13 protein-coding genes and 1 pseudogene are annotated in these 12,835 nt (G+C 70.7%); 12 read left to right on the forward strand and 2 right to left on the reverse strand.

Annotated elements, in window-relative coordinates; all coding sequences use genetic code 11:
• Window positions 1-15 precede the first annotated feature (15 nt).
• The 6 genes from EJK15_RS35670 to EJK15_RS35690 all read left to right on the forward strand — a co-directional run bounded on the left by EJK15_RS35670 (window position 16) and on the right by EJK15_RS35690 (window position 4,280).
• A complete protein-coding gene (locus tag EJK15_RS35670; RefSeq protein ID WP_240777427.1) occupies window positions 16-1,323 on the forward strand; it encodes a M14 family zinc carboxypeptidase in 1,308 nt (435 codons plus the stop codon).
• A gap of 108 nt (window positions 1,324-1,431) precedes the next feature.
• Window positions 1,432-1,512 (forward strand): maleylpyruvate isomerase N-terminal domain-containing protein, encoded by an 81-nt coding sequence (locus EJK15_RS75030; RefSeq protein WP_240777430.1) that lies wholly within the window; start codon window positions 1,432-1,434, stop codon window positions 1,510-1,512.
• Window positions 1,475-1,645, forward strand: a complete 171-nt coding sequence (locus tag EJK15_RS73130; RefSeq protein ID WP_206061298.1) for a hypothetical protein — start codon at window positions 1,475-1,477, stop codon at window positions 1,643-1,645. The genes EJK15_RS75030 and EJK15_RS73130 overlap by 38 nt, the downstream gene beginning before the upstream one ends.
• Window positions 1,646-2,003: 358 nt before the next feature.
• A complete protein-coding gene (locus EJK15_RS35680; protein WP_171074713.1) occupies window positions 2,004-2,354 on the forward strand; it encodes a hypothetical protein in 351 nt (116 codons plus the stop codon).
• A gap of 281 nt (window positions 2,355-2,635) precedes the next feature.
• The gene (tnpA, locus tag EJK15_RS35685; protein WP_420847119.1) at window positions 2,636-3,067 is read left to right on the forward strand and encodes an IS200/IS605 family transposase; all 432 of its coding nucleotides are present in this window, start codon (window positions 2,636-2,638) and stop codon (window positions 3,065-3,067) included.
• On the forward strand, window positions 3,060-4,280 hold the full coding sequence (locus EJK15_RS35690) for an RNA-guided endonuclease InsQ/TnpB family protein (protein WP_138714889.1): 1,221 nt from the start codon (window positions 3,060-3,062) through the stop codon (window positions 4,278-4,280). Before tnpA ends, EJK15_RS35690 begins: the two co-directional genes overlap by 8 nt.
• A gap of 117 nt (window positions 4,281-4,397) precedes the next feature.
• Here the strand turns inward: EJK15_RS35690 and EJK15_RS75035 are convergent.
• Window positions 4,398-4,463, reverse strand: a pseudogene (locus EJK15_RS75035) (hypothetical protein); the annotation flags it as partial.
• Between EJK15_RS75035 and EJK15_RS75040 the strand changes: the two are divergent.
• The 4 genes from EJK15_RS75040 (at window position 4,435) to EJK15_RS35710 (ending at window position 9,738) form a co-directional block, all read left to right on the forward strand.
• Entirely contained in the window at window positions 4,435-4,590 is a 156-nt protein-coding gene (locus EJK15_RS75040) for a hypothetical protein (protein ID WP_240777432.1), read from the forward strand. The pseudogene EJK15_RS75035 and the gene EJK15_RS75040 sit on opposite strands and share 29 nt — an antisense overlap.
• Window positions 4,591-4,603: 13 nt before the next feature.
• Window positions 4,604-7,216, forward strand: a complete 2,613-nt coding sequence (locus tag EJK15_RS35700; RefSeq protein ID WP_206061295.1) for a glycoside hydrolase family 78 protein — start codon at window positions 4,604-4,606, stop codon at window positions 7,214-7,216.
• Between the two features lie 56 nt (window positions 7,217-7,272).
• Window positions 7,273-8,256, forward strand: a complete 984-nt coding sequence (locus tag EJK15_RS35705; RefSeq protein WP_240777431.1) for an endonuclease/exonuclease/phosphatase family protein — start codon at window positions 7,273-7,275, stop codon at window positions 8,254-8,256.
• Between the two features lie 297 nt (window positions 8,257-8,553).
• The gene (locus EJK15_RS35710; protein WP_138714892.1) at window positions 8,554-9,738 is read left to right on the forward strand and encodes a glycoside hydrolase family protein; all 1,185 of its coding nucleotides are present in this window, start codon (window positions 8,554-8,556) and stop codon (window positions 9,736-9,738) included.
• On the opposite strand, the gene EJK15_RS35715 is transcribed toward EJK15_RS35710, so the two are convergent.
• Window positions 9,719-11,074, reverse strand: a complete 1,356-nt coding sequence (locus EJK15_RS35715; RefSeq protein WP_206061296.1) for a hypothetical protein — start codon at window positions 11,072-11,074, stop codon at window positions 9,719-9,721. The genes EJK15_RS35710 and EJK15_RS35715 overlap by 20 nt on opposite strands.
• Before the next feature lie 34 nt (window positions 11,075-11,108).
• On the opposite strand from EJK15_RS35715, the gene EJK15_RS35720 reads away from it, so the two are divergent.
• Complete coding sequence (locus EJK15_RS35720) at window positions 11,109-11,759, forward strand: TetR/AcrR family transcriptional regulator (protein WP_138714893.1); 651 nt, start codon at window positions 11,109-11,111, stop codon at window positions 11,757-11,759.
• 91 nt (window positions 11,760-11,850) lie between these two features.
• Window positions 11,851-12,798, forward strand: coding sequence for a ThuA domain-containing protein (locus tag EJK15_RS35725; RefSeq protein WP_138714894.1), 948 nt, complete (start codon window positions 11,851-11,853; stop codon window positions 12,796-12,798).
• The last annotated feature ends 37 nt before the right edge of the window (window positions 12,799-12,835 follow it).

Raw genomic sequence — 12,835 nt, forward strand, 5'->3', positions numbered from 1 at the left:
AATGTAGAGGAGCACATGAGCTGGGTCTCCAGCTACGCCGCGTTCCCGTCCGTCGATGCCATGCAGGCCGAGCTCGACCAGGTGGCCGCCGCCCATCCCGGCCTCGTACGGCTGCGCCGCATCGGCACCTCGCGGCTGGGCGAGCCGCTGCGCGTGCTGAGCGTTGGCGGCGGCCCGGCGGACGCGGTCGTCATCGGCGGACCGCATCCCAACGAGCCGATCGGGGCACTCACGGTCAGCGCGCTGATCAAGCTGCTGTGCCAGGACGCCGGGCTCCGGACGGAGCTGGGCTACCGCTGGCACTTCGTCCCTTGCGCGGACCCCGACGCCGCCAGGCTCAATGAGGCCTGGTACGCCAAACCGGGCGACCGCCGCGCCTACGCCGAGCACTTCTACCGGCCAGACCTGGCCGACCAGGTCGAATGGACGTTCCCGCTGATCGGCGGGGGCTATCACTTCGATCGCACGCTGCCGGAGACGGCGGCGTTGATGCGGCTCATGGACGAGGTACGCCCGTCGTTGGTCTACTCCCTGCACAACGGCGAGTACCAGGGTGCGTTCTTCTACATCAACCGCAACGATGTGGTGCTCGCCGAGCGGCTGGCCGCCCTGCCCGGCATGGAAGGCATCCCGCTGCATCACGGCGAACCGGAACTGCCCGGCGCCACATCGATCGCCCCCGCCGTCTACCTGACGCCTGACGGGGCGCACGTGGGCGCCGCATTCGGAGCGGGCGGCAGCAGCGCCGACTACGCGGCCAGATTCGGCGCGCTTCACCTGGTGACCGAGGTGCCCTACTGGGCAGACGACCGGGTCTCCGACCAGAGCGAGACCGGCCGGCCGTACAGGGAGGTCGTCGCGGCGGGAGCGAAAGCACGGCGCGAGCTGATCGAAACGCTGCACGCGAGCATGCGGGCCGTCTCCCACGATCTCATCGTGCGCTCGCCGTTCCGCCGCTCGACCGAGAGCACGCTGGAGACCTTCCGCAAGCTCGCCGAGCTGGAAGAGGCCGTCCCCGGACTCGACCGCCCGGCCACGGTCGCCGAGGAGTTCGGCAACCGCCAGATGGTGCACCTGCTCCGGCTCCGGCTCCTCGGGGTGTTCCTGCGCATGCTCGACGCCGAGCTCGCCGCCGGCAACCTGACACCGGCCATCCGCGAGCAGCGTCACCTGCTCGCCGAGCGTTTCGACCTCTGGTACGGCGAGGCCGAAACCGACTCTCCCGGCCCACCCGTCGAGATCCGCAGGCTGGTCGCGGTGCAGCTGGGCGCCGCCCTGATCGCTGCCAAGCACGCGGCAGAGACACGACCACGAGCTACCTGATCTGCTGGACAGGTCTTGCGAAGAAAGAGCACGACGATGGACATCAGGACCGCGATTGCGGCCGAACGCCAGGAACTGGCGGCGATGCTGGACGGACTGTCGGCCGCGATGTGGGACGCGCCGACCTTGTGCGCCGGATGGCGAGTGCGCGATGTCGCAGCCCACCGGCGTCGAGCTGCGGGCCGATGACCTCGACTGGTCTCTCGGCAGCGGCACACCTCTGACCGGTGCCGCCCAGGATCTCTTGCTGGTCGCATACGGCCGAAAACTGCCGCCAGGACACCTCCACGGCAAGGCACGCGATCGCTACGTCGCTGCGTGAGCAACAGGCGGGATTGCCGTGATGGCGCGGGCCAACCGGCCGCGGCCGGCACCGGCGTGATCATCGCCACCCACCGTCCTGCCGGAAGCTGATCGGGAGCCAGGTTCGGGGATGGCTGCCATGGCGCAACGCGCAATTCCTTGATCGGCATGTCCGATTGGGTAGCCGTGTCGGCAGAGCAGTTGAGACCGGAAGTCTGGAAGAACGTGGTGGCTTCGCCACATGGAGGCGGTCCTGCCGAACCGGAGTCCTGTGATGGCGGCTTCTGGCAGGATGCTGGGTAGCCCGCTCACGTCGCCGTTTACCCATGCCCGAAAGTGCCAAGATGGTCATTATGAGAGCACACAGGCGAGACGAAGTGCTTGACGACTTGGCTGCCGCAATCCGGGAGTTGGACATTCCCGACGGTCCGGCAGTTCGCCAGGCGTACGTCGAGCCATATGTGGATTCGCAGGGAGAGCCCGCCCTCAGGGCGCTGGTCATCCTGGACTCCTCTGAAGACGACGGCTGGTCTGCCGGATTCACCCACGATCTTCGTAAGCGGGTGAATCAGCTCGCAGTGGAGCACGGCCTCGATGACTACGTCTATGTCACGCCTCTGACCACTGAGGACTTCGCCTCCCGCGACCAGCCCGAAGACGCGAACGAAGCTCCCGATACGAGTGCCATCAATGAGGCCATCGATTCCGATCAGCAGGACGGGTCGTGAGACGCGACTTCAAAGCTGACGACTACCTTTTTCTCGCCAACGCTCTTGCAGGCGGTACCGCCGGGCGTGGGCGCCCCCGCACCGCCTTTCTGCGCCGCGCGACCTCAACCGCGTACTACGCGCTCTTCCATCAGGTCGAAGGCAGGGGACCGCTCCCTTCAGGGAGCGGGGGAATGCCGGGCGGGGAGGCGCTCCAGCGCCGGAGCGTGCTTTGAGTCGCGGGCCGGTGGGGGTTCCGGCGAACACGGGTGTTATAAGAACACGATGGTTATACTGATCGTGTGTCTCGTCAGGTGCGTACTTCCCCCGGTGCGGCCTACGATTTGGGCTACCACGTGGTGTGGTGCCCCAAGTATCGGCGGCCTGTCCTGGGCGGCCGGGTCAAGGCCCGGCTGGAGGAACTGCTGCGCGCCAAGGCCGCTGAGCACGACTGGGAGATCATCGCCTTGGAGGTGATGCCCGACCACGTGCATCTGTTCGTCAAGCCGCATCCGAAGAACTCCCCGTCGTACGTGGCCAACCAGTTCAAGGGCTACACCTCCCACCACCTGCGGGCCGAGTTCCCGCACCTGCGCTCCCAGCTGCCGACCTTGTGGTCGCGCTCGTACTTTGTGGCGAGTGTGGGCGCGGTCAGCGCGGCCACGGTCCAGCGGTACATCGAGACCCAGGACGAGCGCGCCCCCAAGGCCAAGAGCGGGGGCGAGGGTGCGTAGGTCGTTCAAGTTCCTGCTGCGGCCGACCCGGCACCAGGAGATCGCGCTGACGGCGATGCTGGACGATCATCGGGCGTTGTACAACGCCGCGCTGGAGGAACGCCGGGAAGCGTGGCGGCGCTCCAAGGTCTCGATCCGGTACGGCGATCAGTCCGCCCAGTTGAAGGAGATTCGTGAGGCTGACCCCGAGGGTCAGGGCCGCTGGTCGTTCACCAGCCAGCAACAGACCCTGCGGCGGCTGAACAAGGCGTTCGAGGCGTTCTTCCGCCGGGTCAGGGCCGGCCAGACGCCTGGCTATCCCCGGTTCAAGGGCAAGGGCTGGTTCGACACCGTCACCCTGGTCGAGGGCGACGGCGCGAGATGGGACTCCCAGCCACACCACCCGTCCGCGACCTACCTGCGCGTGCGGGGCGTCGGGCACCTGCGGGTGCATCAGCACCGGCCGATCGCCGGGCGCATCAAGCAGATCGAGATCAAACGGGAGGGCTCGCGCTGGTATGTGATCTGCGCTTGCGACAGCGTGCCTGCCGTGCCGTTGCCTGCGACCGGCCGCGAGGTCGGGGTGGACATGGGCGTCGCGCACTTCGCGACCGTGAGCGAGCCGATCGACGGCGTCACCGACGAGAGCGGGCATATCGCCAACCCCCGCTACCTCAAGGCCGTGGAGGAGGAGCTGGCCGCCGCGCAGCGGGCCTACGCCCGCACCAGACGCGGCAGCAGCCGCAGGAAGAGGGCTGCCAAGAAGATCGGGCAGATCCACCGCAAGGTGGCCCGGCAACGGACCGACCACGCGCACAAGAGCGCGCTTGGCCTGGTCCGCGCGGCCGACATGATCGCGGTCGAGGACCTGCGCATCGCGAACATGACCAAGAGCCCCGCAGTGAAGCCTGACCCGGAGCAGGCGGGCGGATTCCTGCCCAACGGGTCAGCGGCCAAGGCCGGGCTGAACAAGAGCATCCTGGACGCGGGTTGGGGGGTGTTCCTCGCGATCCTCACTAACAAGGCTGAAAGCGCCGGTCGGGACGTGATCGCGGTGGATCCCCGCAACACCTCCCGCACCTGCCCCGAATGCGGGTACGTGTCAGCGGAGAATCGCACCACCCAGGCCGGCTTCGTCTGCGTCACCTGCGGATACGCCGCCAACGCGGACGTGGTCGGGGCGAGCAATATCAAGAGGGCCGGGCTGGTCCTCCGCGACGCCCGCGCGGCGTAGCGAGAAGCCGCCCCGTTTACGGGGTGGAGGAGTCACGATGGGGCCGTCCTGGTCGACGACGCTGGTCAGCGAGATGTGCGCGAGCCCGGCCGTCCGCGTATTGTCGTAGCCGGCCAGGGAGATGCCGGCGGGCACGGCGAGGCCCGCTTCGTTGATGGCCGCGAGCGCGCCGAAGGCGGCCAGGTCGGCGTCGGCGAAGATGGCCGTGGGGCGCGGGTCGCGGGCCAGCAGCTCGCCCGCCCTGCTGGCCTTCGTCTTCTTCAACCGCAAGATCGTCGCCGGAATGACCGCCGGCGCCATCAAGGGCTGACCTAAGGAGCATCTTGCCGCACGTCCAACCGCCTGCCTTCGAACACCACCGCGACGCTCTCGGCATCGGCGAGCCCGTCCCTCGCCTGTCATGGACCGTCACGACCGACATCGCCGACTGGCGGCAGCAGGCCTACGAGATCGAGCTCAGCGACGGGACCGCGACCGGCCGCGTCGAGTCTGAGCAGTCGGTGCTCGTCCCCTGGCCGGGCGCGGAGCTGAGCTCGCGCGAGCGGCGCGGCGCGCGGGTGCGCGTGCACGGCCGCGACGGCTCGGCCGGCGACTGGAGCGCCTGGTCGTGGGCCGAGGCCGGGCTGCTGGACCCGGCCTGCTGGACGGCCGGGGCGGCCGCGCCGCCGCTGGAGTTGCTGGGCGGGCCCGACGGTCCCGCGCTGCTGCTGCGGCGCGACTTCACCCTGCGCGGTCCCGTCGAGAAGGCCCGCCTGTACGTCACCGCGCACGGCACGTACGAGATCGAGCTCAACGGCCGCGTCGTCGGCGACGACGTGCTCGCGCCCGGCTGGAGCAGCTACGGGCATCGCCTGCGCTACCGCACCCACGATGTCACCGGCCTGCTGCGCGCGGGCGGCAACGCCATCGGCGCCACCCTGGCCGACGGCTGGTACCGGGGCCGGCTCGGCTTCCGAGGCGGCAAGACCGACCTCTACGGCGACCGCACCGCGCTGATCGCCCAGCTGGAGATCACGTACGCCGACGGCACCTCGGACCTGGTGATCACGGACGGGAGCTGGCGCTGCGCGCCGGGCCCGGTCACCAGCGCCAGTCTGTACGACGGCGAGAAGCACGACGCCCGCCTGCTGCCTCCTGGCTGGTCGGAGCCCGGCTTCGACGACGCCTCCTGGCTGCCCGCCGACCTGCTGCGGCACGACCCGGCCAAGCTCGTGGCCCCGACCGGCCCGCCCGTGCGCCGGCTGGAGACGCTGAGCCCGGTGGAGGTGCTGACCGGCCCGGCCGGGGAGACGATCCTCGACTTCGGCCAGAACATCTCCGGCCGCCTGCGCATCCGCGTGCAGGGCCCGGCCGGGCACACCGTCACGCTCCGGCACGCCGAGGTCCTGGAGGGCGGCGCGCCGGCCCTGCGCCCGCTGCGGAACGCGGCCGCGCTCGACGAGTACACGCTGCGCGGCGACGGCGCCCCCGAGGAGTGGGAGCCGCGCTTCACCATGCACGGCTTCCGCTACGCGCAGGTGGACGGCTGGCCGGGCGAGCTGGACCCGGCCGACGTGCAGGCCGTCGTCTGCCACACCGACATGCGGCCCATCGGCGAGTTCGACTGCTCCGACCCGCTGCTGAACCGGCTGCACGACAACGTCCGCTGGAGCATGCGCGGCAACTTCGTCGACCTGCCCACCGACTGCCCGCAGCGCGACGAGCGCCTCGGCTGGACCGGCGACCTCCAGGTCTTCGCCCCGGCCGCCGCGTTCCTGTACGACTGCGCAGGACCGCTGGCGTCCTGGCTCGCCGACCTGACCGCCGAACAGTCCCAATACGGCACGGTCCCGCCCTACGTGCCGTGGGTGCCGCTGATGTCCCCGCCGTTCCCCGCCGCGGCCTGGGGCGACGCCGCGGTGATCGTCCCGTGGGTGCTCTACCAGCGCTCCGGCGACCTCGGCCTGCTGCGCACGCAGTATCCGAGCATGAAGGCATGGGTGGACGAGATCGCCGGGCTGGCCGGCGAGAGCCACCTGTGGGACGAGGGTTTCCAGTTCGGCGACTGGCTCGACCCCGCCGCGCCCCCGGACAACCCGGGCAAGGCGCGTACCGACCACGCGCTCGTCGCCACCGCCTACCACGCCTGGTCCGCCCGCATCGTGTCCGGCACGGCGGCGCTGCTCGGCCACGGCGCCGACGCCGCGCGGTACGCGGAGCTGGCGGAGGCGGTGCGGGAGGCCTTCCGCCGCGAGTACGTGACCCCGTCAGGACGCCTGGCCTGCGACACCCAGACGGCCTACGCCCTCGCGCTGTGCCTGGACCTGCTGGACGGGCCGGAGCAGCGGGAGCGGGCCGGGCACCGCCTCGTCGAGCTGGTCGCGCAGGACGGCCACCGCATCGGCACCGGCTTCGTCGGCACCCCGCTCATCTGCGACGCGCTGTGCGCGGTCGGCGCCTACGACACCGCGTACGCGCTGCTCACGCAGCGCAACTGCCCGTCGTGGCTGTACCCGGTGACGATGGGCGCCACCACCATCTGGGAACGCTGGGACAGCATGCTGCCCGACGGCAGCGTCAACCCCGGCGAGATGACCTCCTTCAACCACTACGCGCTCGGCGCCGTGGCCGACTTCCTGCACCGCACGGTCGCCGGGCTGGCGCCCGCCGCGCCCGGCTACCGGGAGCTGCTGGTGCGGCCGCGACCCGGCGGCGGCCTCACCCGGGCCCGCGCCGCCCACGACACGCCCCACGGCCGGGCTGAGGTGAGCTGGGAACGCGCCGAGGGGCGCCTGGAGCTGCGGGTGCTCGTGCCGCCGAACACCACGGCGACCGTGTACCTGCCCACGGAGCCGGACCATCCCGTTGCCGTCGGGGCGGGGCGGCACGTCTTCGCGTGCGCGTTCCGCGACGCGGCCGACGATCCCGCGCCGAAGGAGCCCAGCCGCTTCGCCTAGGGCCCCGGATCATCATGGAAATCTCATGATGACCGTCTAAGTTCGTGGCCGTGCTGATGGAACACCTCGCGGACGAGGCGGTGCGGAGCCGGCCCCGGCGCAGGTGGACGGCGCGGCTGACCGTGGGGGTGGCGGTGCTGTTCGCGGCGGGGACGGCCGTGCGGGCGGGCGGCCTGGAGTCGGGGGCTCTGCTGGTGCCGCTGGTCTCCTTCACGCCGTACTTCGCGGTCGCCGCGCTGGTGGTGCTGGGGGTGGCGATCGGCACGCGCACTCGGGCGGCGATCGCCGTGATGCTGGCGGTGTGCGCCTGCCTGGCCTGGAGCGTCGTGCCGCGGGCGGTCGCGGCCTCCGGCTCCGCCGAGGGGCGGCCGCTGCGGGTGCTGACCGCCAACCTCAACGGCGGGCGCGGGGACGCCCAGACGATCGTCGATCTGGTGCGCAGGCTGGACGTGGACGTGCTCAGTCTGCAGGAGCTGACCTTCTCGGCGCGTGACCGGCTGGCGGCAGCGGGGCTGGCGGGGCTGCTGCCGTACGAGGTGACCAAGCCGGACACGCGGGGTCCGGTGGGCAGCGGCGTCTACGCGCGCTACCCGCTGCGCGAGCGTACCGGGGTGTTCCAGCCGGTCGGGCACCGCATGCCGGTGGCGGAGGTGGCGCTGCCCGGCGGGCCGGCCGTGGAGGTGGTGGTCGTGCACCCGGTGGCGCCGGTGCCCTCGACGGTGCCGGAGTGGGAGGCGGGGGTGGGCACGCTGCCGCCCGCCCCCTCGTCCGGGGCGCCGCGAATCCTGGCGGGCGACTTCAACGCCACGCTCGACCATGCCGTGTTCCGGCGGCTCCTGGGCACCGGCTACACCGACGCGGCGGCGGCCACCGGGCAGGGGCTGGTGCCGACCTGGCCGATGCGCAGATTCCCGCCGCTGGTGGCCATCGACCACGTGCTCACCGACGGCCGGGCGGGGGCGGTCGGCGTGCAGATCCACGACGTTCCCGGGTCCGACCACCGGGCGCTCTTCGCCGACCTGCGGGTGCGGCCGGCCTAGGGGGTGCGACCGACGGTAACGCCTTGCCTACGAATCGGGTCGCGGGTCACCGCTCCGGCCCTTGCCCTGCCATGCTCTCAACCAGACAAATCATGAGGAACAGGTGAAGTCCAGGTGTTATCGGTCAGCGGGAAATCGCTTTGGAGGCGTCCGTTCCGGACGATCGGCTTAGCCGCACTGGTGCTTGTCGTCGCGAGCTGCGCGACGGGGCCCGCCGTACCGTCCGAATCGGATCCCGCGACCTCGGAGGCACAGCAGTCGCCTGCGAAACCCGCCGAAGCCCAGAAACCGGCGGGGGTGGACCCGGACTGGCCGCGCTGGGGGTTCACTCACACGGGGATCAGCGCCAACAACATCACGCCGCGGTTCGAGCAGGCCGTGGCGGAGTCGCTGGCCCAGACGCCGATGCTGCAGAACCAGCACATCATGGGCTTCGGCGCGTTCAACCCGCAGCCCACGCGGCAGGACTACGCCTGGGAGGACCTCGACAGCCGGACCAACTTCATGAAGCAGTCCGGTGGCACGCAGATCATCACGCTCTGCTGCGCCCCCGACTGGATGAAGGGCGGCCCCGAGGGCATGACCTCGCCGGAGGGGTGGAAGGAGCACCTGGAGGACGCCCCCTATCCGCAGCACTTCGACGACTACGCCAAGCTGGCGGCGACCGTCGCCAAGAGATACTCCGACGTCGACTACTTCCTCGTCTGGAACGAGTTCAAGGGCTTCTGGAAGGACCACTCGAAGCCCGCGGACTACAAGGGCTACACGCAGCTGTACAACAAGGTCTACGACGCGGTGAAGGCCGTCCGGCCGGACGCCAAGATCGGCGGACCGTACCTCGGGTTCGACAGCAACAAGAGCGGTGACTCCGAGCTGCGCGGCGACTGGGGCGTCGTCAACCAGAACGTCCTGGACGCCTTCAACTACTGGTACGAGAACAAGAAGGGCGCCGACTTCATCGTCGTCGACGGCGCCTCGCCGACCGACGCCCACGAGCTGCTGCCCGACGAGTTCGGCGCGCTGAGCAAGTTCAGCGCGGTCACCGAATGGCTGCGCGAGAAGACCGACGACATGCCGGTCTGGTGGTCGGAGTGGTATATCGAGCCCGAAGACGGCACCAAATGGCCGGAGAACAAGCGGCTCGCCGTCCAGGCCGCCTCGATGATGGAGTTCGCCAAGAGCGGCGCCGCCACGGCGCTCTACTGGAACCCGCAGGCCAAGAGCGGCGCCTGCCGGGCCTGCATGTGGGACCCGAAGACCGGCGCCCAGCGCCCGACGGGGAAGCTGGTGAGCTCCTTCGCCAAGTGGTTCCCTGCCGGGGCAGAGGTGCAGGACGTCGCCTCCTCCGACCCGAAGGTCCGCGTGCTGGCCCAGCCCGACCGGCTGCTGCTGGTCAACACCACGGACGCGCAGGTCACCACGACGGTGGACGGCACGGAGTACGCGCTCAAGCCCTACGAGATCAAGTGGAGCGATCGCTAGGCCGCCAGGCGCGCAAACGGCGTCTCGACAGACGGCGGCGCAGCACGGGCAGCCACGGCACGGCGCCGAGCACCGCCAGCACCGCCAGCAAGGGCGCTCGCCACCACCACGAGATGCTCGCAGGAGGCGGGGCGGGCACCTGCGCCACCCACGGCCGCGCGCTCTTCGACCAGGCCAGGAACGCGTCCCCGATCGGGAGCAGCCCGAAGGCGTAACGCTTGGTCGACGGGGTGTCGATGGGCAGGCCGGCCAGCTCGCCGTAGTTCGCCATGGCCGTGGCGAGCGGGGCGTCGGCGTGCACCTGCGCCGCGCCGAGGGTGACGGCGCTCGCCGACAGGCTCACGCCGAGCGGGAGCGGGCCGGAGTCGACGTCGGCCGGGCCGTCCATCCCGTCGGGGTACTCCCGTACGGCGGGTCCGAGGCCGAGCGGGGAGACGACGTAGCGGTCGCGGAACCGCGTGTACTGCTCGCGGGCGAAGGCCAGGTCGATGTCGACGAGGAAGCGCTGGATGATGCTCTGCGAGGTGCCCCTGGCGACCTCGGCGGGATCGCCGGTGCCGGGGTCGGCCTGGTGCGGGAGCAGCCCGGTACGCGGATCGAGACGCCGGCGCACCTCGCGGAGCCAGCGTTCGGTGGTGGCGGCGTACCGGGGTGGCAGCAGGGTGTCGTGCAGGCGCAGCGACGCCACCGCCACAGTCGAGTCGACCGGCCACGCCTGGCCCGGGTACGCCTCCAGGTACGGGGTCTTGGACGCGTCGAAGGCCCTGCCGAGCGCGGCCGAGTCGGCGGCGAAGCGGCGTAGCTCGGCGGGGTCGCGCCGGTCGGCCGGCTGCAGGCTCAGGACGCCGCCGCGCAGCCAGTTGCACCAGCCCTGGTAGAAGACGCCGTACGGTGGGGTGAGGTCTTGGCTGAACGGGGCGCGGCCGTCGGGCGAGTCCAGGCGTGCCAGCGACCATCGCGCCTCCCGCAACGCCGTCGCCCGCCGATCGCCTGGCGGTTCGCGCATGCCCAGCTCGACCCAGGTCAGGCCGTACAGGGCGTGCGCGAAGAAGTAGCCCTCTGGGAACAACTGCTGCGCCTCGTCACCGGCACCGGCTTCCAGCGCCGGACGCAGGAACGCCAACTGCCGTCTGACCCCGGGCGGCTCGCCCTCGGGACCCGCGGTGGCAGGCACGACCAGCCGCACCGCGCCGAGCAGCGCGAGCACACTGATCAGGACGGCGACCAGCCGCCGCGCCCAGCGCAAGATGCTGGGCGGCCCGCCCATGGCCGGCGGCGACGCCCGCTCGGATGAGAGCGGCGTCCGGCGGTCTGGTGGCGGCGGTGGCTCGGGCATCCGCCGATGCTAGCCCCATCACTAGGATGAGCGAATGACCTCTCAGCCCGCCGCCGCCGAACGCCGGCGGGACGCCGAGCGCACCAAGGCGGAGATCCTGGAGGTCGCCCAGCAGGAGTTCGCGCGCCACGGCTACGCGGGGGCTCGGGTGGATGAGATCGCCGCCCGCATGCGCACCACCAAGCGCATGATCTATTACTACTACGGCAGCAAGGAGCGGCTCTACATCGCGGTCCTGGAGAAGGCCTACGCCGAGGTCCGGGAGATGGAGCGGGTGATCGAGGTGGAGCACCTGGCCCCGGTCGAGGCCATCCGCGCGCTGGCCGAGCTCACCTTCGACCACCACGACCTGCATCGCGACTTCATCAAGCTGGTCGCGATCGAGAACATCCACCAGGCCGAGCACATCCGCAAGTCGGCGGCGCTGGCCAACCTCGGCACGCCCGTGCTCGACCTCATCTCGCGCATCCTCGACGCCGGGCAGGAGTCGGGTGACTTCCTCACCGAGGCCGACGCCATCGACGTGCACATGCTGATCAGCTCGTTCTGCTTCTTCAGGGTGGCCAACCAGCACACGTTCGGCGCGCTGTTCGGACGCGACATGACCGCGCCGGAACACCGCGAGCGGCTGCGCCGGATGGTGGGGGACGCGGTCGTGGCCTACCTGCGCGGCGCCGGCGCCTGAGATCATCGCCACCGCGATCGCTGGTTACGCTCAAAGTCCGAAGCAGTGGACTGTCCGGTCCACGAAGCGGATCGAAGCATGTGAGGTGCTCATGCGCGTCTTATCGATCGCCGCCCTCGCCGGTGCGGCGGCACTGCTGCTCACCGCCACCGCCCCCAGCTCCTCGGCCTCCCGCGAACACGACAAGGGGGCGCAGAACCTCGGCGACCCCGACTACGGCGTCTGCCGGGGCGTCGACCCCCGCTGCTACCACGACTGGGGCAACTTCGACCCCGCCAAGGGCTACCGCCTGCTCGTCTACAGCCGCACGGCCGCCTCCCGCCACGCCCACCTCGGCACCCCGCTCGGCCCCGGCCTGAACCCACCGCTCAACGACGACAACGTCGCCGTCAAGGCCGTGCTCAAGCTGGGGCAGGACAACGGGTTCGCGGTCGACTACACCGAGGACGTCACCCAGCTGTCGTCTGCGGGCCGGCTGCTTCCCTACAACGCCGTGATGTTCCTCAGCACCACGCGCGACACCCTCGACGACGCGGCGCAGACCGCCCTGCGGCAGTACGTCCGCGCCGGCGGCGGCTTCATCGGCGTGCACAACGCCTTCGGCACCGAATACAACTGGCCCTGGTACGAGGGCCTGCTCGGCAACGCCAACTTCTACGACCACGGCCCCAACCAGCCCGGCACCGTCGTCACCGTCAACCGGCGCGACGCCTCCACCCAGGGCCTGCCGCAGCGCTGGGCCTTCACCGACGAGTGGTACAACCTCATTCCGTACCCCACCCGCGTCCGCGTGCTGGCCGAGGTGGACGAGAGCACCCTGGCCCGAGGCGTGCGCGGCAGCCTCGGCCACCCCGGCCACGGCGACGACCACCCGGTCAGCTGGTGCCAGTACTACGACGGCGGCAAGGCCTGGCTCACCACCCTCGGCCACGACGTCAAGGCATGGACCGACGAACCCATGGAGGGCGACCAGTACTTCGTCCAGCACCTGCTCGGCGGCGTCAAATCCGTGCTCGGCATGGCACCGTTCTGCCGCTGAACGGCTTTGCCATGACACCGCCTCCAGCGGAAGGCAG

Origin of the sequence: Nonomuraea basaltis (assembly GCF_005893125.1) — a bacterium.
Lineage (GTDB): Bacteria > Actinomycetota > Actinomycetes > Streptosporangiales > Streptosporangiaceae > Nonomuraea > Nonomuraea basaltis.